The organism is Streptomyces tendae (assembly GCF_014650435.1).
Lineage (GTDB): Bacteria > Actinomycetota > Actinomycetes > Streptomycetales > Streptomycetaceae > Streptomyces > Streptomyces tendae.
Map to the genome: position 1 here is coordinate 89,690 of NZ_BMUY01000019.1, position 21,255 is coordinate 110,944.

Sequence of the window (21,255 nt, forward strand, 5' to 3'; positions counted from 1 at the left end):
ACCGTTTCCCGGTTACGCCTGCCCGGTCTCGAAGCGGGCGATCCGGCCCTCCTCGTCCACGGTGAAGTCCCACCGGGTCCGCATCTCGCCCCAGGTGTCGTTGCGGTAGCGGGCGATGAGGGCGCGCCCGCCGTTCGACTCGTTGTCGACCTCCAGGTGACCGTTGGAGGAGAAGATCTCCCGGTCGATCCACTGGTCGAGGTCCCGGTCGTCTCCGTCGTCGGCCATGGTGGCGTCGGGCGCGAGCAGCGCGAGGAAGGCCTCGCGGTCGTGGGCGTTGACGGCGGCGACGAAGGCGCGGACGGCCGGGTCGCTGAGTCGCGTGGTCTGAATCGTCATGGCCGCAGCGTCACACCGGCTCCGCACGCCCGCCACCGGGCCCGCCGCCCGTCACCCGCCCGCCGCCACCCGAACGGCGCCCGGTGGCGGGCCCGGACGCCGCCGACGGGAGACGGTGGGCAGATGAGCCGCCACTGCCCGCGAGGAGTCGAAGTGAACTGCTGTGACCGGCGTGACCTGGGGCTGCTGCTGCTCCGCCTGGGCACCGGCGGCGTCCTGGCCGCGCACGGTGCGCAGAAGCTGCTCGGCTGGTTCGGCGGCGGGGGCATCGGGGAGACCGGCCGGGCGATGGAGGCCATGGGCTACGCGCCGGGCCGGGCCAGCGCCACGGCGGCGGGCCTCGCCGAGGCGGGCGGCGGGACGCTGCTGGCGCTGGGCCTGGCCACTCCGGCCGCGGGCGCGGCGGCAGCAGGCGCGATGGCGGGCGCCGCGGCGGTGCACGCCCCGAACGGCTTCTTCGCCCAGGCCGGCGGCTACGAGTACGCGGTCTCCCTCGGCCTGACCGCCGCGGGCCTAGCGGTCTCGGGCCCCGGCCGCCTCTCCCTGGACCACGCCCTCGGCCACGCGGTCAACCGGAACTGGATGGTCCCCGCCGCCCTCGCGGCGACGGCGGCGGCCACGACGGTGGTCGTGGGGGCGCGGAACAGGCGGCTGCGCAGGGCGGCGGAGGGACAACAGGAACCTCTGTTCGAGTGACGGCCGGGGGAGCCGCGGCCATGGCACGCTGCTCCCCATGAGCGACCACCCTGACGGCGCGCGAGCCGACCTCTGGAGCACGATCGACGATCTGTGGAAGTGGCTGGAGGCGGACCAGCCCGTCGGCGGCCGGGAGGGCCTGCTGCTGCGCATGCTGAAGCTGTCGGAGGAGGTCGGCGAGGTCGCCGAGGCGGTGATCGGCGCGACCGGGCAGAACCCGAGGAAGGGCGTCACCCACACCTGGGACGACGTGGAGGCGGAGCTGTGCGACGTCGTGATCACGGCGATGGTGGCCCTGCGCACCCTGACACCCGAGGCCCGAGAGGTCTTCGGCCGGCATCTGGCACGGGTGGCGGGGCGCTCGCTGGGTGAGTGAGGGACCAGGACCGAGGCCCCCAGCCCCCCGCCCTCGGCCCCTGGCCCCGTGCCCCGGGAGGCCCGCACCCGTGGGAGTCGGTCACGGGTGCGGGCCGGTCGGGGCCGGCCGGGTCAGGCCGCGCTGCAGGACACGCTGGGCCAGGTCCAGTTGCCGTTGGCCTGGATGGTGGCACCCCAGGTGTTGCCGCTGCCGTTGGACTTGGCGGTCAGCGTCTGCGCGCTCGGATAACTCGCGTTGACGTTCCAGGTCGACATGACCTTCGCCGGGGACGGCACGTTCATCGTCACCGTCCAGTCACTCGCACCGCTCACGGAGACATTGAGGTTGTACCGGTCGCCCCACTTCTGTCCGGCGGACAACGTCGCGGTACAGGCACCACCACCGCCACCACCGTTGTCGCCACCGCCCCCGTTGTCGCCCCCACCGTCGGGGGCGACCGCACGGCCGGTCTGCGGCGAGATCATGCCGGAGCACAGCCCCTTGTTCGCCAGGGTCTGGGCGATGCGCGGGATGGCCGCGAGCGTGTTGGCCGGCCAGTCGTGCATGAGGATGACCTGGCCGTTGCCGAGCCGCGAGACGGCTTGCACGATCGCGTCGGTACTTGCGTTGTTCCAGTCCTGGGAGTCGACGTCCCAGATCACCTCGGTCAGCCCGTACTTGGCCTCGACCGATCGGAGCGTCGCGTTGGTCTCGCCGTAGGGCGGGCGGAACAGCTTGGGCGTCCCGCCGCCCGCGCCCGCGATCGCCTGCTGGGTCCGGGAGATCTCCGAGTCCATCTGCGCCTGGCTGAGCTGGGTCATGTGCGGGTGGGTGTAGCTGTGGTTGGCGACCCACATCCCGGCGTCGACCTGGGCCCGGACCAGCGAGGGATTCTGGGCGGCGTACTGCCCCTGGTTGAACATGGTGGCCCGCAGCCCGTTCTGCCTGAGCGCGTTGAGCAGGGACTGGGTGCTGCCGGAGGGGCCGTCGTCGAAGGTGAGCCCGACATAGCCGTTGCACGCCGCGGCCTGGGCCGGAGCGGTTCCGGCCGCGACGGTGCCCGCGGCGGCGAGCGCCGTGACGGCGACACCGGAGGCCAGGGTGCGCAGGGTGCGCGCGGACGCGCGTATTCCGGTACTGGTACGCATACGAGTGATTTCTCCTCTCCGCTGGTGCCGTGGGTCAGGCCGCGCTGCAGGACACGCTGGGCCAGGTCCAGTTGCCGTTGGCCTGGATGGTGGCACCCCAGGTGTTGCCGCTGCCGTTGGACTTGGCGGTCAGCGTCTGCGCGCTCGGATAACTCGCGTTGACGTTCCAGGTCGACATGACCTTCGCCGGGGACGGCACGTTCATCGTCACCGTCCAGTCACTCGCACCGCTCACGGAGACATTGAGGTTGTACCGGTCGCCCCACTTCTGTCCGGCGGACAACGTCGCGGTACAGGCACCACCACCGCCACCACCGTTGTCGCCACCGCCCCCGTTGTCGCCCCCGCCGGTCCCCCCGACGTTGATGTTGGAACTGCCGCTGCTCTGGTACCCCTCGGTGGCCATGATCATGTAGTAGCTGAAGTTGCCCAGCGGCATCCCGGCCCGCGCCCACGCGTCGAAGTGGTTGCCGGTGGTGATGGTGCCGCCGGTCCGCTTCGACTGCCGGACGCTCCAGTACTGGTCGAAGGTGCGAGTGCCCTCGACGGAGGGCTTGTTGACGCGGGTCGTCTTGTAGATGTCGTAGGTGCCGCCGTCGCTGGTGACGGTGCCCTTGAACTCGCCCGTGGGCCGGTAGGTGCCCCAGTTGTCGACGATGTAGTACTCGACGAGCGGGTTCGACGTCCACCCGTAGAGCGCCAGGTAGGCGTTGCCGGACGGGTTGAAGCTGCCCGAGTACTGCACGGTCCTGCGCCCGCCGTTGCTCCAGCCCTTGCCCGCGACGAAGTTGCCGGTGTTGCGCCACGAGGTGCTGTACTGCCCGCCGGAGCCCATGTTCATGGAGACGGTGCCCTGGCTGTCGGTCCAGAACGAGTAGTAGTAGCCGTTGTTGGTGCCCTCCTGGTTGGTCGTGACGACCGTGTCGGCCTGGGCTGTGCCCGGCAGCATCAGCGCGGCGAGGGCGGCGAGGGCGACGGCCCAGGCGCTCCGGACGAGCAGGGTCACGAGACCGCGTCTGCGACGCCTTGGTTGGACGAGCAGGTTCATGGGGGTGTTCCTCTCCTGCGGGTGCGGACAACGGCGACAGTGTTGACCTGCACCCATCAAGCGTCAACAGTTTCGGTAAATATTTCGAAACCTTCGGCCGCCAAGGAGGCATTGCACGCGACACGAAAGCGCAGACCAGAGCCCCTTCATCACAAGCAAGCACCAGCCACGCAAAACCATCTCACCGGAGTACTCGGAAAAGAGAATAAGCAGGTCCGAAAATTTCGAACCCCCGCTCGCATCGACTGGGCCCGCACCAGGCCGCTGTCCCGGGTCAAGGAAGCCCTGCACGTGATGCGCACCTTCCTCGACGAGGGCACCATCACGCACGAGGGCGAGTTCTTCTCCTACGACGGCCTGTTCACCTTCGCCCGCCCGGTGCAGGACCGGCTGAAGCTCGGCGCGATGCGGGGGCGTCGACCCGGCGGAACTGAAGCCGGTCATCGACGCGATCGGCGCCGGCGACCTGGCCCGCGGCATCGAGCTGACCACCCCGGAGATCGCCGACCGCCTCTCGGTCGCGGGCACGCCCGAGGAGTGCCGGGAGAAGATCGAACGGGACATCGCACCCAGCGGCGTCAACCACATGATCTGCGCGATCACCGACCGCGCCCTGGTGCAGACGTTCACGGGCCGGGACCTGCCAGGGGCGGCGGACGTGAACACCCAGCTGCGGCTGATCGCGGAGCGGGTGATGCCGGGGTTCGGGTGAGGGCAAGGCTGCATGGCGGCAGGGTCAGGACCCCGCGAAAAAGGGCTGAGACCCGGCACCCGGCCGTGCTTCGATGAGGCCATGGTGTCCTCCGAGCGCTTGCTCGCCTTCGCGGCGATGTCGTTCCTGCTGATCGTGGTCCCCGGGCCCAGCGTGCTGTTCGTGATCGGACGGGCGCTGGCCCAGGGCCGCCGGGCCGCGCTGACCACGGTCGTGGGGAACACGGTGGGCGCCTATGTGCTCGTCGTGGCGGTGGCGCTCGGCGTCGGGTCGGTCGTGGAGCGCTCGGTCCTCGTCTTCACGGCGCTGAAGCTCGTCGGCGCGGCCTACCTGGTGTACCTGGGCGTGCGGGCCTGGCGGAAGCGCGGCTCGTTGCAGGCCGCGGTCACCACGGACGGGAGCGCGCGCGGGGGCGGTCTGCGCACCCTGTGGGAGGGATTCGCGGTCGGGGTGGCCAACCCCAAGACGATGGTGTTCTTCGCCGCGGTGCTCCCCCAGTTCGTGGACCGCGCCCAGGGACAAGTGGTGGCCCAGATGCTGATGCTGGGCCTGGTCTTCAACCTCATCGCGGTGGCCTGCGACAGCGTGTGGGGACTGGCCGCGGCGACCGGTCGGGAGTGGTTCGCCCGCTCCCCCCGGCGGCTCTCCCTGGTCGGCGGCATCGGCGGCCTCACGATGATCGGCCTGGGCGTCACGGTCGCGGCGACGGGGCGCAAGGACTGACGCGCGCGGATTCGGCTCGGGCCACGGCACCACCGCCCCTCCCCGGGGCGGTGAGCGGCAGACGAGTCGGGCTGTACGCCGGGTTCTGTTCCGACGGGGCCTCGCGGTCCCGTCGGCGACGGCCATCCATCTAGGGCCGGCGTTGCCACCGGCCTCCAGCGGTCTACCCGCGGACTCGGGCGGGCAGCCCTCGATCGTCCGCGCAGGGGCACCTGGGTGCCCCCTCTTGACCTTGCTCCGGGTGGGGTTTACCTAGCTGCCCAGGTCGCCCTGGGCACTGGTGGTCTCTTACACCACCGTTTCACCCTTACCGGGGGCCGAAGCCTCCGGCGGTCTGCTTTCTGTGGCACTGTCCCGCGGGTCACCCCGGGTGGCCGTTAGCCATCACCCTGCCCTGTGGAGCCCGGACGTTCCTCGGGAAGTCCCGTGAGGGACTCCACGCGGCCGCCCGCCCGGCTCGTCTGCCGTGTCGACCATGGTACCCGGCGGACCTCCCGCCCCGGACCGGCGGCGGCCGTCGCGAGGACCGAGCCGGCCAGGATCAGGGTGAAGGCGACTCCGATGCCGAGGGTCAGGTCCTCGTCCAGGAGCAGGGCGCCCGCGGCGACGGCGACCGCCGGGTTGACGTAGGTGATGACGCCGGCGCGGACCGGGCCGACCTCCTTGATCAGCTCCAGGAAGGCCACGAAGGCGATCGCGGTGCAGACGACGCCGAGTCCCGCCAGGGCTGCCAGGGCCTCGCCGGACGGGAGAGTGGTGGGCCGGGTCAGGAAGGCGGCGGGGGCGTAGACGACGGCGGCCAGGGTGAGGCAGGGGGTGATGAGCTGGAGGGTGGGGACGTCCTTGAGGTGGCGGGCGGCGATCAGCGGGGCGGTGGCGTAACCGACGACCGTCACCAGCACCTCGGCCAGCGAGCGGGCGTCGCCGCCGGTGAGGTGCGGCACGGTGAGGACGGCGACGCCCCCGAGGCCGAGGCCGAGTCCGGTGATGCGGCGGGCGCCGACCCGTTCCGCGGCGCCGAAGAAGCGGGCCAGGAGGACGCCGACGATCGGCACGCCCGCGATCAGCAGCCCGGCGGTGGAGCTGGACAGGTGCCGTTCGGCGTCCGTCAGGGTCCACCAGGGGCCGATGATCTCGATCACGGCGAAGGCCAGCATCGGCTTCCAGTGGCGCCGTACGGTGCCGTAGAGGTCTCCCTTGCGCAGGGCGAAGGGGAGCAGGAGCGCCGCGCCCAGCGCGCAGCGCGCGAACACCACTCCGGACGGGGACACCTCGTCCACCGCCACCTTGATCATCAGGTAGGGGACACCCCAGACCACTCCCATCAGGGAGAACAGGAACCAGCCGCGTGCAGTCATGCGGCGAGTCTCGGCCGCCTCACCCCGCGCGGTCTTGAACGCTGTTGCGGTACGCCGCAGGGGTCACCCCGAGGACCCGGCGGAACCAGCGGGTCAGGTGAGCCTGGTCGGCGAAGCCCACCAGCGCCGCCACCTCGGCGGGGCGCAGACCCGCGTCCAGGAGTCCGCGCGCCCTGGCCACCCGGTGCTGGGCGAGCCAGGCGTACGGCGGCATCCCCGTCGACGTACGGAAGGCCCGCAGGAGTTGGTAGCGGGACAGGCCGAGGTCGGTGGCGAGGGCCGCGAGGGACGGCGGCGCGAGGAGTTCGTCGGCGAGGCGGTCGCGTACGACGCGGGCGACGCGGTCGGCGCCGGGGACCGTGTCGTCGGCCGCGCGGGCCGTGGAGTGGCGGCGGGCCAGCGCCGTGAGCAGCCAGGGCAGGCGGGACTCCGCCTCCAGGGGGTCGGGGCAGCGGGCCAGGTCCGTGTGTGCGGCGCGCAGGGCGGCGGCGAGTTCGGGGTCGTCGATGACGGGCTCGCGGAAGTGCGGGAGGGCGACGGCAGTGCGGGTGCCGTCGGTGAGGAGGTTCGGGGCCGCGTACAGGGCTCGGTACGAGTAGCCCACGGGGGCGGCGGGGCCGCCGGTGTGCACCTCGCCCGGTTCCAGGACGACGATGGAGCCCGGACCCGAGCGGATGTGACCGCCCCGGTAGGCGATGACCTCCAGGCCGCCGACGGTGACGCCGACCGTGTACTCGTCGTGGGCGTGCGGGGCGTAGACGTGCCGGTCGAAGCAGGCGGTGAGGAGGTCGAGGGGCGGGCCGCCCGCACCCAGCCGCGCCCTGGTCCAGCGTGCCTGCTCGCCGCGTGCGTCCACCGCTGCCCACCCCCTGCCCCTACGGGATCAGAGGAAGTCGGTGGTGTCCAGGTCGAAGGAGAAGGGGGCGGGGAGAGCGAGTGACTTGCCCAGGGGACGAGTGCAGTGCTCTCGGTAGTCGTCGCGGTGGTCGATCTTCTGCGGGGTGCTGAACAGAGTGATCGAGGACGCGTGCCGGTCGACCAGCAGATAGAGGGGGATGCCGCCACCCGCGTAGCAGCGGCGCTTGGCCTCGCGGTCGACCCGGGGTTTGCTCGACGTCACCTCCAGGACCATGGCGACTCCCTGGCAGGGCATCCAGGGGTCGGCGCCGCGATACAGGCGCAGGTCGGTGGGGGCGAAAGTGGCGTCCGGGATGACGTGATCCATGGGAAGGTCAAGTCCGCCTCTGAGCCTCAGCCCCTTGTTCCCGGAAACGTCCATGTCCGTCCTGGACCTCCTGATCACCTGCTTCACGATCAAGTTGATGTAGTCCTCGTGATCCCCGTCCGGCGGCGGCGTCACAACGATCTCCCCCTCGATCAACTCGGCCCGGAAGCCTTCCGGCGTGTCCAGGGCGAGGAACCCCTCCAGCAGGACGTCCGCCTGCGTGAGCGGCTCATGGGCCATGGCAGTCATGTCACGCCCCTCCTTCGGTCGCTCGCCAGGCTGGGGCATCGACTGATCACCTGTCCGAGAGATCGGGAACCGTTCCCTCGATCGTGGCACAGGATCGGCGTCGCTGTCCGGAAGGCGAACCTGTCGCGCTTGACCCTGTCGCAACGTCAACGTTTCTACTGGGGCCATGCGGATCGGAGAACTCGCCGACGCCGTCGGCGTCACCACGCGGACCGTGCGGCACTACCACCACCAGGGCCTGCTGCCCGAACCGGAGCGGCTGGCCAACGGGTACCGGACGTACACGTTGCGGCACTTCGTCGTGCTGGCCAGGATCAGGCGGCTGACCGAGTTGGGACTCGGGCTGGCGGAGGTGCGCGACGTGCTCGCGGACGATGCCGGGAAGGACCTCGCCGAGGTACTGGAGGAGCTGGACGCGGATCTCGCGCGGCAGGAGGCGGCGATCCGGGAGCGCCGGACGCGGCTGCGGGCGCTGCTGGAGGCGGAGGGCGGGGTGCCGCCCGAGGGGCCGGTCTCGCCGGAGCTGGCCGAGCTGTTCGCCGGGATCGGGGACGTGTCCGGCTCGCCGATGGCCCTGCGGGACCGGGAGATGCTGGTGCTGCTGGAGAGCACCGTCGCCCCGGAGGAGCGGGAGGGGCTGCTGGCCGCGATGCGCGAGGCCCTGGGTTCGCCGGAGGCGGCGGCGCGGGCCCGCCGCGCCTATGCGCTGCTCGACGAACTGGCCGACGCCGGAGCCGACGACCCCCGCGTCGCGGAGGCGGCCCGCCTGCTCGCCGACTGCATGCCCGCGGAGCTGCTGCCCGAGGACGGCTTCGACCTCGACCCCGGCCACGGTCTCCTGCGCGCCCTGTACGCCGACTTCGCGCCGGCCCAGGCGGAGGCGGTCCGGCGGGCCATGGAGATCGCCTCCCGGGGACGGCGGTCGTGAGGGGCACCGGTCCCGCCACGTTTCCGTACCTGCTCGTGAGGCACGAGCTGCGGCTGTGGGCGAGCCTGTGGTTGTGGGCCGCCCGGCGGACGCACGACGCGGCGGCCGGCGGGTCCGCCTTCGGGTACGCGCGGGGCCAGGGCGCGATGATGGCCGGGTTCGCGTTCGTGTGTGTCGTCGAGTCCGTGATGATGTCCCTGCTGCTGCGGGACTGGCCCGCCGTGCACCACGTGGTGCTGGTGCTGGACGTGTACACCGTCGTGATGGTGGTCGGGCTGCACGCCGCGTCCGTGGTCCGGCCGCACGTCCTGGACCCGGCCGCCGGGACGCTGCGGATCCGGCGGGGCATCCACGTCGACGTACGGATACCGCTGGAGCGGATCGCCTCCGTCCGGCGCGAGCTGCGCACGACGCACGAGCCCGCCGACGGGGAACTCGCTCTCGCCGTGGGGTCCCAGACCTCCGTCACCGTCGAGCTCGCCGAGCCCGTCGCCCACGTCTCCTTCTTCGGGCGCCGGCGCGAGGTGCGCGTGGTGCGGTGTCACGCCGACGACCCCGGGGCGCTGGTACGGGCCGTCGAGCGGGCGCGGGCGGGGGACGCCGTACCCTGACCGGGGGCCGGGGAGCCGGCTCGATGTGAAGGAGTACGTGTGCTTGTCCTGCTGCCGCCGTCCGAGGGGAAGGCCGCGTCCGGCCGGGGCGCCCCGTTGAAGACCGGGTCGCTGTCCCTGCCGGGGCTCACCGCGGCCCGGGAGGCCGTCCTCGGCGAACTGGTCGAGCTGTGCGCCGGCGACGAGGAGAAGGCGCGCGAGGTGCTCGGGCTGAGCGAGGGCCTGCGCGGCGAGGTCGCCAAGAACGTGGAGCTGCTGACGGCGGGGGCGCGCCCGGCCGGCGAGATCTACACCGGGGTGCTGTACGACGCCCTGGACCTGGCCTCGCTGGACGCCGCCGCCAAGCGGCGGGCGGCCAGGTCTCTGCTGGTCTTCTCGGGGTTGTGGGGTGCCGTGCGGGTGACCGACCGGATTCCCTCCTACCGGTGCTCGATGGGCGTGAAGCTGCCCGGTCTCGGGGCGCTGGGCGCGCACTGGCGGATGCCGATGGCCGAGGTGCTGCCGGAGGCGGCCGGGAACGGGCTGGTGCTCGACCTGCGGTCGTCGGCGTACGCGGCGGCGTGGAAGCCGAAGGGCGAGGTCGCCTCGCGGACGGCGACGGTGCGGGTGCTGCACGCGCCGACGCGGAAGGTGGTCAGCCACTTCAACAAGGCGACCAAGGGGCGGATCGTACGGAGCCTGCTGGCGTCCGGGACCGGGCCCGAGGGGCCGGCGGAGCTGGTGGAGGCGCTGCGCGAGCTGGGGTACGAGGTGGAGGCGGAGGCGCCCGCGAAGGCCGGTCGGCCGTGGTCGCTGGACGTGCTCGTGGACGAGGTCCACTGACCCGACCCCTCGATCACACCCACCCCCGTTGCGTCGCATGCAACGGCGATTGCAGAGAGTGCGTTTCGGCGGCACGATGAGGGCATGAGTTCTCCGCTGCCCTCCTCCCCCGCCGCCTCGGTGCTGGATCTCGCGCCCGTGGTGCCCGTCGTGGTCGTCGACGACCTCGCCGACGCCGTGCCGCTCGCCAGGGCGCTCGTCGCCGGCGGGCTGCCCGCGATCGAGGTGACGCTGCGGACGCCGGTCGCCCTCGACGCGATCAGGGCCATCGCCGCTGAGGTACCGGGTGCGGTGGTCGGCGCGGGCACGGTCATCACGCCGGAGCAGGTCGCGGACGTGGTGGCGGCCGGGGCTCGGTTCCTGGTCAGCCCGGGGTGGACGGACGTACTGCTGGAGGCCATGCGGGGGTCCGGGGTGCCGTTCCTGCCGGGGGTGTCGACCACGTCGGAGGTGGTGGCGCTGCTGGAGCGCGGGGTGCGGGAGATGAAGTTCTTCCCGGCCGAGGCAGCGGGCGGCACCGCCTATCTCAAGGCGCTCGCCGCGCCGCTGCCGCAGGCGCGCTTCTGCCCAACCGGCGGCATCACCCCGGCCTCCGCGCCGGAGTACCTGGCGCTGCCCAACGTCGGCTGTGTCGGGGGCAGTTGGATGCTGCCCAAGGACGCGGTGGCCGGCCGGGACTGGGGACGCGTCGAGACGCTGGCCCGCGAGGCGGCGGCGCTCGGCGCGGGTGGACTCAGCGCAGGTGGGACGTCTCGTTGAACAGGCGGACGCTGGCGCCGCCGTCCGCGTAGTACGCCACGGCCGACAGTGATGCCGCCGACAGTTCCATCCGGAACAGCGACTCGGGCGGGGCGCCCAGGGCGAGCCGCAGGAACGTCTTGATCGGCGTGACGTGGGAGACCAGCAGCACCGTGCGGCCCGCGTACGCCGCGACGAGCTTGTCGCGGGTGGCGGCGATCCGGGTGGCGGTGGCCGCGAAGCTCTCGCCGCCGCCGGTCGGCTCCGCGTCCGGGGAGGCCAGCCAGGCGTCCAGGTCGGCGGGGTGCCGGTCGCGCACCTCGCCGAAGGTGAGCCCTTCCCACGCGCCGAAGTCGGTCTCGCGCAGCCCCTCCTCGACCGTCACCGCCAGACCCAGGCGGGCGGCGACGATGCCTGCGGTCTCGCGGGTACGGGCCAGGGGCGAGGCGACGATCGCCTCGATGGTGCCGCGCCGGGCGAGGCTCTCAGCAACTCTCTCGGCCTGCTCGCGCCCTACGGGTGACAGGGACGGATCGCTGCCGCCGCTCCCGGAGAACCGCTTCTGCGGGGTGAGGGGCGTCTCCCCGTGCCGCAGCAGGACGAAGGTGGCGGGAGAGCCCATGTCGGGCGGCCCCCAGCCGGGCGAGGCCACGGCCTTCGCGGCCCGCACATCGGCCGCCGCCGGGGTCTCGGCGGCACCGGGCACCGTGCTCCCGGCGCCGGTCCGGGCCGCCCGCAGGACACGCTCCCCCGCGATCGCACCGTCGCCCGAGACGGCAGCCTCACCGCCGTCGCCTTCCCCACGGCCGCCCCGGGACGCACCTCCGGCGGCAGCACCGCCGGACACCGCGCTCCCGGCGCCGGTCCGGGTCGTCGTCGTCCGGGGCAGGCGCTCGCCCGTGGACGGAGCATCACCGCCGGCGGCCGCCACGTCGGCGGCTTCTCCGGCGCCGGCGGGTGCGGCGGTCGCCCGGTCCCCGCTCCGGCGGGATCCGGCCGTGCGGTCGGCGGGTGCGGCGCGGTCGGCGGCGCGCGCGTCCAGTTCCGCCGTCGACGTGGACGGCGACCACTGTTCGCCGCGTGCGCCCGCGTCCATCGCCTCGTTGGCCAGGCGGTCGGCGTGCTTGTTGTCCGCGCGGGGGATCCACTCGTACGTCACGCGCCCCGGCGGGAAGACGCGGGCCGCCTCGGCCGCCAGGGGCTTCATGTCGGGGTGCTTGATCTTCCAGCGGCCCGACATCTGCTCGACGACCAGCTTGGAGTCCATGCGGACGTGCACGGTGGCGTCCGGGTCCAGTTCCCCGGCCGCGCGCAGACCGGCCAGCAGGCCCCGGTACTCGGCGACGTTGTTCGTGACGACCCCGAGGTACTCGGCGGCCTCCACCAGGGTCTCCCCGGTCGCCGCGTCCAGCACGACCGCGCCGTAGCCCGCGGGCCCCGGGTTGCCCCGCGACCCGCCGTCGGCCTCGACGACGAACTCCCGCGCGGAACCGGTCACCGCGTCTCCCACCGCTCAGTCACCGACCGGCCCCCTACAGCCCGGAGTCGGCGGTGCGCACCAGGATGCGGCGGCAGTTCTCGCAGCGTACGACCGTGTCGGGGGCCGTGGAGCGGATCTCGCTCAGCTCCGTGATGGCCAGCTCCTGGCGGCATCCCTGGCAGCTGCGCTGGTACAGCTTGGCCGCGCCGACGCCGCCCTGCTGCTCGCGCAGCTTGTCGTAGAGCTTCAGCAGGTCCTCGGGGACGGAGCCCGCGACGACCTCGCGCTCCTTGGTCACCGAGGCCACCTCGCCGTCCAGCTCCTCGACGGCCGCGTCCCGGCGCGCGGTGGCGTCGTCGATCTTGCCCTGGACCGCGCCGACCCGCTCGGTCAGCTCGGCGACCCGCTCCTGCGCGGACTCGCGGCGCTCCATCACCTCCAGGACGACGTCCTCGAGGTCGCCCTGGCGCTTGGCGAGGGAGGCGATCTCGCGCTGGAGGTTCTCCAGGTCCTTCGGGGAGGTGACGGCGCCGGAGTCCAGGCGCTGCTGGTCGCGCCCGGCGCGCTGGCGCACCTGGTCCACGTCCTGCTCGGCCTTGGTCTGCTCGCGGGCGCAGTCGCTCTCCTCGGTCTGCGCGGCCACGAGCAGGTCGCGCAGCTGGGTGTGGTCCTTGGTCAGCGACTCGATCTCGGCGTGCTCGGGCAGGGACCGGCGCTTGTGCGCGAGCTGCTGGAGCCGCGTGTCGAGGCCCTGGACGTCGAGGAGTCGGATCTGGTCGGCGGGCGCGGCTTTCAGTTGGGGGCTCCCATTGCGCTAGAGGTCGGGGCGGACGCCGCGTGGGCGGTCCAGGGGTCGGTGACCGTCTTCGAGACGTGGACCCTGAGGTCCCAGCCGTTGCGGTCGGAGATCTCGTCGAGCTGGGCCGCGCCCAGCTCGCACCAGGGCCACTCGGTGGCCCAGTGCGCCGCGTCGAGCAGCGCGAGGGGACTGTGGGCGCGGGCTTCGGACACGGGGTGGTGGCGGAGGTCCGCGGTGAGGAAGGCGTCGACGCCGGCCGCCCGCACGTGGTCGAAGAGGCCGTCGCCGGAGCCGCCGCTGACGGCGACGGTGCGCACGGTCGCCTCGGGGTCACCGGCGACGCGGATGCCCTGCGCCGTGGCGGGCAGCCGCTCGGCGGCGCGGGCGGCCAGCTCGCGGACGGTCAGCGGGTGCGGCAGCTCGCACACCCGGCCCAGGCCGCGGCGCCCCGCGGGGTCGCTCGGGTCCGGCACCAGGGGCCCTACGACGTTCAGGTCAAGGGCGCCGGCCAGCGCGTCGGAGACGCCCGGGTCGGCGGTGTCGGCGTTGGTGTGGGCGACGTGCAGGGCGATGTCGTTCTTGATGAGCGTGTGCACGACGCGGCCCTTGAAGGTGGCCGCGGAGACCGTCGTCGTCCCGCGCAGATACAGCGGGTGGTGGGTGACGAGCAGGTCGGCGCCCAGCTTCACCGCCTCGTCGACGATCTCCTGGACGGGGTCCACCGCGAACAGGACCCGTGTGACCTCCTGGTCGGGCTCGCCCACGACGGTGCCGACCGCGTCCCAGGACTCGGCCCGCTCGGCGGGCCACAGGTTGTCCAGCGCGGTGATGACTTCTGACAGACGGGGCACGCGTGCAAGGCTACCTGGAGGTTCTGCGCCGTTGTACCCGCGGAGTGCCCGCGGGCGTACCCGCGGATTCACTCACGGATCAACTCGCCGGTCTACTCGCGGACGTATCCGTCGTCCGCCGCCGCGACCGGACGGTGCGGCACAGCACACGCCGTGCCCTTCCCTCAGGCGAATCGTTCCTGTGACACACGTATGTGTGATGGGGACGGCTGCCGGTCCCCCGCCCGTGCGTACGAAAACTAGCTTCGTCGCCGGAGGTGACCGAACGATGACGGCCTGTGCGATCGAGCCTTCGGCGGACCCCGGGAACGGCGGGGGCCCGCGGGCGGACTGCAGCATCACCGCGGAGGGTGCCTACGCCGCGCGTCTCGCCCGGAGCGGGGAGGGCGGCGACTCCTGGTACCCGGAGCGCTGGACCCTGGACGGCCCCGAGCCGTACGCGGTGCCGCTGCCGGGCAACCAGCCCGAGGAGCCGGGCACCGAGGTGCAGCCGATGGGCGACGGGCGGGTCCTGGTCCACCGGGTCGCGGCCGGCCGGCACGTCTTCGCCCTGCTGTACCCGACCGGGCCCGGCACCGGCGAGCTGCCGCTGGGCGCGGTCGAGTGCCTGGCGGAGGCCACCGGACTGCGGCTGCTGCCGCCGGCCCCGGACGGCGAGCGGGCGTACGCCCTCGCGGCCGGTCCGCGGTCGACGGTGCTGTGGCAGGTCGCGGGCGGCGCCTTCGGGCCCGAGCGGGTGGCGGAGATCCCCGGCCGCTGCTCGGGCGGGGTCTGGCTGGACCGCACCGGCCGGATACTGGCGGTGGACCGGGAGACCGGCGGGCGCACCAAGGCGGTCGTGGTGGACCTGGAGCGGGGCGGCGAGGTGTCGCCGCTGCTGCAGATCGCCCCGGACAGTGACGACCGGCTCCTGCTGGCCGACCCGGACAGCGGACTGGTGCTGATCCGCTCGGACGCCCCCTCCCCGGGGCGGGAGCGGCTCGGCTGGGGCGTGCTGGGCAGCACGCTGCCGGTGCGCTTCCCGGAGTGCCTGCGGCTGCCGGACTGCGTCGTGACGCCGTTCGCCGTCCAGCCGGGGCAGGTGCTGACCCCGGAGCGCTGTGCGGTGGCCCTGCGGGTGGACGGCGCCCTCGGCAGCTGGGTCGGCGTGTGGCGGCCCGCCGACCGGCAGGTGCGGCATCTCCCGGCGCCCGAGGGCTGGTTGACGGGCGCCGGGCTGTGGACCCCGGACGGGGAGCTGCGGCTGCCGTGCTCCACACCGCGGTCGCCGTGCGGCGTGGCCCGGCTCGCCGCACCCGACGTTCCCGGCACCGGCACCGGCACCGGCACCGGTGGCGAGCGGCCCGAGGAACCGGGCGAGCCGGGGGGACCGGCGGATCCCGGGAATCCGGAGGATTCAGCTCCGGAGGATTCGGCCTCGGGTGGGCCCGGCGAGCCCGGCGAACCCGGCGCCGCGGACACGCCGGCGGCCGCTCCCGCCCCCGCTCGACCCCGCCCCGTACCGCTGCAACAGGCCCCGCTGGCACGGCTTGTAACGAAGTAGTGCCGGTTGGCGTGGCCGCCTGGATTCCGCCCGAGGTGTGCCGGTTAGACTCGCCCGGCTGTAGGAAAGATCATGTTGACGGGGTGAATTCCTTCCGATGAACGACGCCAGCACGACCCAGCCGATCCAGGCCGCCGGTGCCGACGTTTCCGAGACCGACACCGGCCACGGCAAGCACCGTGGACCGGTCTCCAGCCAGGAGGCCGTGGCGACTCCCAAGGGCCGCCACCGCAAGCCGGCCGAGGAGACCGAGACGGCCGCCTGACGGTACGGACAAGCACCGACACAGGCACAGGCAAGCGAAAAGCAAGCGGCTCCGGCCCCGTTCGTCGTATCCGGCGGGCGGGGCCGCTGTCGTTCACCCGTATCGCACGACCGTGTCGGCGAGGACGGGCGCGTCGTCGCGCTCGACGGCACTCACCGCCACCCGGACCTCCCCGGCCTCCCCGGCCCCGCCGCCCTCCGCTCCGTACCGCTCCGCCCCGGCCGGCCGCCACATCCGCACCCGCAGCGTCTCCCCCGGGTACACCACCCCGGCGAACCGCGTGCGGTAGGCGCGCACCCGGGTCACGTCACCGTCCAGCAGCGTGTCCACGACCGTCTTGAGCGTGGCGCCGTAGCTGCACAGACCGTGCAGGACCGGCCGTTCGAAGCCCGCGCGCGCCGCGAACTCCGGGTCGGCGTGCAGGGGGTTCCAGTCCCCGGAGAGCCGGTAGAGCAGCGCCTGGTCCTCCCTCAGGACCCGCTCGGCGACGTGGTCCGCGGGCTCGGCGGGCGGTGGTGAGGGGCGTCCCGACGGGCCCCGCTCGCCGCCCCAGCCGCCTTCCCCGCGTACGTAGACCTCGGCCTCGTCGGTCCACAGCGGCCCGTCCGCGTCGGTGACCTCGGTGCGCAGCACGAGGACGGCCGCCGTGCCCTTGTCGTACGCGGCGACGACGCGTGCGGCGGCGGTGGCCCGGCCCCGCACCGGAACGGGCCGGTGCAGGCGCAGCCGCTGACCGCCGTGCAGGACGTGGGCGAGGTCGACGTCGACGCCGGGCACGGACAGCGCGCGGATCACACCGGGGGCGCCGCCCCCGGCCACCGTCGCGAAGCTCGGCAGGACGTGCAGCCGGGTCTCCAGGGTGTAGCGCAGCTCGCCCGGGTCGGTGGCGGGCCGGCCGGCGCCGATGCCGAGGTGGTAGAGCTGGACGTCCTTGTGGTCCCAGGCGATCTCCCGGACCCGGGGTGCGGCGCCGAGTGCCCCGGCCGCGTCGATGGGCATGGCCCTGCTGCTCCTCCCGGTCACGACGACGATCACGACAGCCCCGACCGTACGGGACGCGGGCCGCCCGTGACATTTGTCCTCCCGATCTCCGGACAACCGCATCTGCCGCCCCTGCCCGCCGGCTCCGTAGCGTCACCGGTATGACACCGACACAGGGCGCCACCCCCGCCGTGGCCTTCACGGGAGCGGCCAAGTCCTACGGCGACGTCCGCGCCGTCGACGGCGTGGACCTGCGCATCGAGCGCGGCGAGACGGTCGCGCTGCTCGGCCGCAACGGCGCGGGCAAGTCGACGACGATCGCGCTGCTGCTCGGCCTGTGCCCGCCCGACGCGGGCGCCGTGGAGCTGTTCGGCGGGGCTCCGGAGCGAGCCGTGCACGCGGGCCGGGTGGGAGCCATGCTCCAGGAGGTGCGGGCGGTGCCCCGGGTCACCGTGGGCGAGCTGGTGACCTTCGTGGCCGGCCGTTATCCGGCGCCGATGCCCGTGGGAGAGGCCCTGGAGCTGGCCGGGCTGGCGCAGTTGGCCGGACGGCGCGTGGACCGGCTGTCCGGCGGGCAGACCCAGCGCGTGCGGTTCGCCCTCGCCCTGGCCGGCCGCCCCGACCTGCTGGTCCTGGACGAGCCGACGGCCGCCCTGGACGTGGAGGCCCGGCACGCCTTCTGGCGGTCGATGCGGGCGTACACCGGGCGTGGCAGCACGGTCCTCTTCTCCACCCACTACCTGGAGGAGGCCGAGGCGCACGCCGACCGGATCCTGGTCGTCGACCGGGGTCGGATCGTCGCCGACGGCACCGGCGACGAACTGCGCCGGGCGGCGGGCGGCAGCCGCGTCTCCTTCGACCTGGCCGGGCGGCCCACCGAGGACCTCATGCTGCTGCCCGGGGTGCGCACGCTGGAGGTGCGCGGCGACCGCGCGGTGCTGCGCACCGAGGACTCCGACGCCACCGTGATCGCCCTCGCGCGGCTCGGCGCGATACGCGGCCTGGAGGTCGCCCCCGCGTCCCTGGACGACGCGTTCCTGGCCCTGACGACGACGGCACCGGTGCCGGAGAAGGAGACCGTGCGATGAAGGAGACCGTGCGATGAGGGACTACCTGCTCCTCGAAACGCGCCGCACACTGCGCGACCCCGGCTTCGTCGTCGGCGGTGTCGCCGTGCCGGTGCTGATGTACCTGCTGTTCACCAACCTCGGGGGCGACGCGGGCGAGTGGAAGACGGGCGCGATGGTCGGCATGGCCGCGTACGGCGCGGTCGGCTCCGCGCTCAACACCGGCGGCGGGGTGGCCGAGGACCGTGCCATCGGCTGGCTGCGGCAGTTGCGGGTGACTCCGATGCGGCCGCACCAGGTGGTCGTGGGCCGGGCCCTGACCGCCTCGGTCACCGTGCTGCCCGCGATCACGGCCGTGCTCGCGGCGGGCGGCCTGGTCAACGGCGTACGGCTGGACGCCTGGCAGTGGGCGGCGCTGGCGCTGCTGCTGTGGCTGGGGTCGGTGCCCTTCACGCTGCTGGGGCTGGGCAACGGCTACCGGCTGACCGGGCAGACCACGGGCGTGGCGAACATGGTCGCCAACCTGGGTCTCGCGGTGCTCGGCGGGCTGTGGTTCCCGCTGGCGCTGTTCCCCGAGTGGCTGCGCGCGGTGTCGGCGTACACCCCGACCAACCGCTTCGCGCAGCTGGGCACATCGGTCGCCACGGGGCACGCGCCGCCCGGGGGTGCCATTCTCGTCCTGACGGGCTGGCTGCTGGCCTTCGGCGCGTACGCCGTCCTGTCCTACCGCCGCGGCGCGGCGACCGACTGAGCGCCGCGGGCGCCGAAGTGGAAGGGAGCGGACACCCATGACCGGGACCCGAGGGCGGCTGCGCAGCATGTCGTGCCGCCTGGACGCGTGGCAGCTGGCACGGCAGTCGGATCCGGCCGACGCGGCCGGGGCGGGCGAGCGGTCGGAGCGGATGGGGCCGCCGCCCACCGGTTTCACGCTGCTGCCGTGGCTGCTGATGGGTCTGGGCAGCCTCGCGAACATCTTCCAGGGGAACGACTCCAACCCCTGGATCGGCGGGGCGGGCCTGTTCGTCTTCAACTCGCTCTACATCTACGTCGCCTTCCGCTCCTTCGACAAGGAGTTGCGCGAGTCGCCGTCCACCCGGCTGGCGCTGGCCGCCATGGCGCTGGTGACCTGCGGTCTGGCGCTGGCGTACGGGGGCAGCTGGCTGCTGTTCTTCCCGCTGCTCGGCCTGGCCGCCGGGGCGGCGCTGCGCGGCCGGTGGCTGGGCCGGTGGGGCTGGTCGCTGGCGGTGGCGGCGGGCGTCGTGGCAGGCGTCAAGGACGGCTGGAACGGCCTGAACATCGCCTACGGGACCTTCCTTTCGACGATGGTGACGGCCGCGATCCTGAGTCTGTCCGACGCCGTACGGCAGTTGCGCGCCGCCAGGGAGGAACTGGCCACGCGGGCGGTGGCGGAGGAACGGCTGCGGTTCTCGCGGGACCTGCACGACCTGCTGGGGCACACGCTGTCGGTGATCGTGGTCAAGTCGGAGGCCGCCCGGCGGCTGGCGCCCCGCGACCTGGACGCGGCGCTGACCCAGGTCACGGACATCGAGTCGGTCGGCCGCCAGGCGCTGACCGAGGTCCGCGAGGCGGTCACCGGCTACCGGGAGGGCAGCCTCGGCACCGAACTGGACCGGGCGCGCTCCGCGCTGAGCGCGGCGGACGTCGACCCGGTGGTGCACCGCTCAGGACCGCCGCTGCCGCCGCAGGCGGAGGCGCTGCTCGGGTGGGTGGTGCGGGAGGCGGTCACCAACGTCGTACGGCACAGCGGCGCCAGCCGGTGCGAGATCGCGGTCGCGGGCAGCGCGGACCGGGTCCGGCTGACGGTCACGGACAACGGTGCGGGGGCCGCCGTCGCCGCCCAGGGGCCGGGCACCGGTCTGACCGGGCTCAGGGAACGCCTCGCCACGGCGGGCGGTTCGCTGACGGCGGGGGCGGAGCCGCGCGGCGGGTTCTCGGTGACGGCGGAGCTGCCGGTGCGGGCGGAGGGGGAGCCGGTGGGGGCGGGCGCCGCCGGCGTGGCGCCCGCGTAGCACCCGGGCATCCCGGAGGCCCGGCCCCTGGTGCGCCGCGCCTCCGGGATGCCTCGCCCCCGGGATGCCGCCCTCCGGGATGCCCCGCCCCCGGTGGGCCAGGCCCCGGTGCGCCGGGCCTCCGCGATGTCCCGCCCCCCAGGACGCCCGGCCCTCCCGTGCACGCCGGCCTCGGGACGCCCGGCCTTCGGGACGCCCGGCCTCCGGTGCCGCGCCCTCTACCCTTGCCCCGTGACCGACGAGACGCCCCGCGCCGACCCCGTCCGCGTCCTCCTCGCCGAGGACCAGGGCATGATGCGGGGCGCGCTCGCGCTGCTGCTCGGGCTGGAGGACGACATCGAGGTGGTCGCGCAGGTGGCGGCCGGTGACGAGATCGTCCCCGCCGCGCTCGCGCACCGTCCCGACGTCGCCCTCCTCGACATCGAACTGCCGGGCCTGAGCGGCCTGGACGCCGCAGCCGAGCTGCGCGCGCGGACGCCGGACTGCCGGGTGCTGATCCTGACCACGTTCGGTCGTCCCGGGTACCTGCGGCGGGCCATGGAGGCGGGCGCCGCCGGTTTCCTGGTCAAGGACGGCCCGGTGGAGGAGCTGGCCGGTGCGATCCGCCGGGTGCTGGCCGGGGAGACGGTCGTCGACCCCGCGCTGGCCGCGGCCGCGCTCAGTGCGGGGCCGAGTCCGCTCACCGCGCGGGAGTGCGACGTGCTGCGGGCCTCGGCGGACGGCGCGACGGTCGCCGACATCGCCGGCGCGCTGCACCTGTCCGAGTCCACGGTCCGCAACTACCTGTCCGCGGCGATCGGCAAGACCGGCACCCGCAACCGAACGGAGGCGCTCCGCGCGGCGCGGGGGCAGGGGTGGCTCTGACTGGGCTGCGGGTGCGGCTTGTCGGCCTACGGGCCGGGGCGGTTTGTCGGCCGCGGCCGGTGGGGGTTGCTCGCGCAGTTCCCCGCGCCCCTGAGGGGCACCCCCGGCGACACGAGGCGCCCCGAATCGCCCCGGGCCGGGCGGGCGGTTCGTCGGGCGCGGGCCCGTGGGGGTTGCTCGCGCAGTTCCCCGCGCCCCTTTGGGGCGCTCCGGTGAACCCGGGAGAAGGGGGATCACGCAAGCTGCTCGCGCCCCCGCGGCGGAGCCGCGCATAGACACCGCCCCGCGCCCCTTTGGGGCGCTCCCGCGAACCCAGGAGAACGGGGATCACGCAAGCTGCTCGCGCCCCCGCGGCGGAGCCGCGCATAGACACCGCCCCGCGCCCCTTTGGGGCGCTCCGGTGAACCCGGGAGAACGGGG

Annotated in this window: 22 protein-coding genes, 1 other RNA gene and 2 pseudogenes; 14 read left to right on the forward strand and 11 right to left on the reverse strand. The window is 73.7% G+C overall.

The genetic code is table 11. The annotated features are described in order from the left end of the window. Positions 1–12: 12 nt before the first annotated feature. A complete protein-coding gene (locus IE258_RS35845; protein WP_159329136.1) occupies positions 13–339 on the reverse strand; it encodes a nuclear transport factor 2-like protein in 327 nt (108 codons plus the stop codon). A gap of 153 nt (positions 340–492) precedes the next feature. Between IE258_RS35845 and IE258_RS35850 the strand changes: the two genes are divergently transcribed. Both IE258_RS35850 and IE258_RS35855 read left to right on the forward strand, forming a co-directional pair. Beyond that, positions 493–1,035: a DoxX family protein gene (locus IE258_RS35850; RefSeq protein ID WP_159329135.1), complete on the forward strand. Its 543-nt coding sequence runs from the start codon at positions 493–495 to the stop codon at positions 1,033–1,035. Positions 1,036–1,072: 37 nt separating this feature from the next. Then, on the forward strand, positions 1,073–1,411 hold the full coding sequence (locus IE258_RS35855; protein ID WP_159329134.1) for a MazG-like family protein: 339 nt from the start codon (positions 1,073–1,075) through the stop codon (positions 1,409–1,411). 113 nt (positions 1,412–1,524) lie between these two features. Here IE258_RS35855 and IE258_RS35860 read toward each other — a convergent pair whose 3' ends face one another. Together IE258_RS35860 and xynA are read right to left on the reverse strand one after the other, a co-directional pair. Beyond that, entirely contained in the window at positions 1,525–2,541 is a 1,017-nt protein-coding gene (locus tag IE258_RS35860) for a polysaccharide deacetylase family protein (protein ID WP_189750025.1), read from the reverse strand. Between the two features lie 34 nt (positions 2,542–2,575). Continuing rightward, positions 2,576–3,589 carry an endo-1,4-beta-xylanase XynA gene (xynA, locus tag IE258_RS35865; RefSeq protein ID WP_189750026.1) on the reverse strand — a complete coding sequence of 338 codons (1,014 nt, stop codon included), beginning with the start codon at positions 3,587–3,589 and terminating at the stop codon, positions 2,576–2,578. Positions 3,590–3,727: 138 nt separating this feature from the next. On the opposite strand from xynA, the pseudogene IE258_RS35870 reads away from it, so the two are divergent. Next, positions 3,728–4,301, forward strand: a pseudogene (locus IE258_RS35870) (LLM class oxidoreductase); the annotation flags it as partial. An 81-nt stretch (positions 4,302–4,382) separates the two neighbouring features. Then, positions 4,383–5,024, forward strand: a complete 642-nt coding sequence (locus IE258_RS35875; RefSeq protein ID WP_189750027.1) for a LysE family translocator — start codon at positions 4,383–4,385, stop codon at positions 5,022–5,024. Positions 5,025–5,082: 58 nt separating this feature from the next. On the opposite strand, the gene rnpB is transcribed toward IE258_RS35875, so the two are convergent. From rnpB to IE258_RS35895, 4 genes and pseudogenes are all read right to left on the reverse strand, one after another. Beyond that, positions 5,083–5,484: RNase P RNA component class A (gene rnpB / locus IE258_RS35880), an RNA gene on the reverse strand. A 70-nt stretch (positions 5,485–5,554) separates the two neighbouring features. Beyond that, positions 5,555–6,382, reverse strand: a pseudogene (locus IE258_RS42125) (DMT family transporter); the annotation flags it as partial. A gap of 19 nt (positions 6,383–6,401) precedes the next feature. Next, a complete protein-coding gene (locus tag IE258_RS35890; RefSeq protein ID WP_189750028.1) occupies positions 6,402–7,238 on the reverse strand; it encodes an AraC family transcriptional regulator in 837 nt (278 codons plus the stop codon). A gap of 27 nt (positions 7,239–7,265) precedes the next feature. Beyond that, positions 7,266–7,856 carry a Uma2 family endonuclease gene (locus tag IE258_RS35895; RefSeq protein ID WP_189750029.1) on the reverse strand — a complete coding sequence of 197 codons (591 nt, stop codon included), beginning with the start codon at positions 7,854–7,856 and terminating at the stop codon, positions 7,266–7,268. 166 nt (positions 7,857–8,022) lie between these two features. Here IE258_RS35895 and IE258_RS35900 point away from each other — a divergent pair, with 166 nt between their 5' ends. The 4 genes from IE258_RS35900 (at position 8,023) to eda (ending at position 10,976) form a co-directional block, all read left to right on the forward strand. After that, positions 8,023–8,784, forward strand: coding sequence for a MerR family transcriptional regulator (locus IE258_RS35900; RefSeq protein WP_189750030.1), 762 nt, complete (start codon positions 8,023–8,025; stop codon positions 8,782–8,784). Further along, entirely contained in the window at positions 8,781–9,395 is a 615-nt protein-coding gene (locus IE258_RS35905) for a hypothetical protein (RefSeq protein ID WP_189750031.1), read from the forward strand. Before IE258_RS35900 ends, IE258_RS35905 begins: the two co-directional genes overlap by 4 nt. A 39-nt stretch (positions 9,396–9,434) precedes the next feature. Continuing rightward, positions 9,435–10,217, forward strand: coding sequence for a peroxide stress protein YaaA (gene yaaA / locus IE258_RS35910; RefSeq protein WP_189750032.1), 783 nt, complete (start codon positions 9,435–9,437; stop codon positions 10,215–10,217). Between the two features lie 84 nt (positions 10,218–10,301). Continuing rightward, complete coding sequence (gene eda, locus IE258_RS35915; RefSeq protein WP_189750033.1) at positions 10,302–10,976, forward strand: bifunctional 4-hydroxy-2-oxoglutarate aldolase/2-dehydro-3-deoxy-phosphogluconate aldolase; 675 nt, start codon at positions 10,302–10,304, stop codon at positions 10,974–10,976. Here eda and IE258_RS35920 read toward each other — a convergent pair. Genes IE258_RS35920 through IE258_RS35930 form a run of 3 tightly spaced genes read right to left on the reverse strand, consistent with a single transcriptional unit; the run spans position 10,951 to position 14,085 of the window. Beyond that, positions 10,951–12,453 carry a bifunctional RNase H/acid phosphatase gene (locus IE258_RS35920; RefSeq protein WP_189750034.1) on the reverse strand — a complete coding sequence of 501 codons (1,503 nt, stop codon included), beginning with the start codon at positions 12,451–12,453 and terminating at the stop codon, positions 10,951–10,953. The genes eda and IE258_RS35920 overlap by 26 nt on opposite strands. A gap of 34 nt (positions 12,454–12,487) precedes the next feature. Continuing rightward, entirely contained in the window at positions 12,488–13,231 is a 744-nt protein-coding gene (locus tag IE258_RS35925; RefSeq protein ID WP_161376523.1) for a zinc ribbon domain-containing protein, read from the reverse strand. After that, entirely contained in the window at positions 13,228–14,085 is an 858-nt protein-coding gene (locus tag IE258_RS35930; protein ID WP_189750035.1) for a Nif3-like dinuclear metal center hexameric protein, read from the reverse strand. Before IE258_RS35930 ends, IE258_RS35925 begins: the two co-directional genes overlap by 4 nt. 268 nt (positions 14,086–14,353) lie before the next feature. On the opposite strand from IE258_RS35930, the gene IE258_RS35935 reads away from it, so the two are divergent. Further along, positions 14,354–15,628: a hypothetical protein gene (locus IE258_RS35935; protein ID WP_189750036.1), complete on the forward strand. Its 1,275-nt coding sequence runs from the start codon at positions 14,354–14,356 to the stop codon at positions 15,626–15,628. 97 nt (positions 15,629–15,725) lie between these two features. Then, the gene (locus IE258_RS35940) at positions 15,726–15,893 is read left to right on the forward strand and encodes a hypothetical protein (protein ID WP_127895408.1); all 168 of its coding nucleotides are present in this window, start codon (positions 15,726–15,728) and stop codon (positions 15,891–15,893) included. Between the two features lie 93 nt (positions 15,894–15,986). Here the strand turns inward: IE258_RS35940 and IE258_RS35945 are convergent, their stop codons facing one another. Then, on the reverse strand, positions 15,987–16,892 hold the full coding sequence (locus IE258_RS35945; protein WP_189750037.1) for a MaoC/PaaZ C-terminal domain-containing protein: 906 nt from the start codon (positions 16,890–16,892) through the stop codon (positions 15,987–15,989). A 143-nt stretch (positions 16,893–17,035) separates the two neighbouring features. On the opposite strand from IE258_RS35945, the gene IE258_RS35950 reads away from it, so the two are divergent. The 4 genes from IE258_RS35950 (at position 17,036) to IE258_RS35965 (ending at position 20,835) form a co-directional block, all read left to right on the forward strand. Then, positions 17,036–17,962, forward strand: coding sequence for an ABC transporter ATP-binding protein (locus IE258_RS35950; RefSeq protein ID WP_189750038.1), 927 nt, complete (start codon positions 17,036–17,038; stop codon positions 17,960–17,962). 13 nt (positions 17,963–17,975) lie between these two features. Further along, complete coding sequence (locus IE258_RS35955) at positions 17,976–18,692, forward strand: ABC transporter permease (protein WP_127895410.1); 717 nt, start codon at positions 17,976–17,978, stop codon at positions 18,690–18,692. 37 nt (positions 18,693–18,729) lie between these two features. Beyond that, positions 18,730–19,971: a sensor histidine kinase gene (locus IE258_RS35960; RefSeq protein ID WP_189750039.1), complete on the forward strand. Its 1,242-nt coding sequence runs from the start codon at positions 18,730–18,732 to the stop codon at positions 19,969–19,971. Between the two features lie 231 nt (positions 19,972–20,202). Next, positions 20,203–20,835, forward strand: a complete 633-nt coding sequence (locus IE258_RS35965; RefSeq protein ID WP_127895412.1) for a response regulator transcription factor — start codon at positions 20,203–20,205, stop codon at positions 20,833–20,835. Positions 20,836–21,255: the final 420 nt, after the last annotated feature.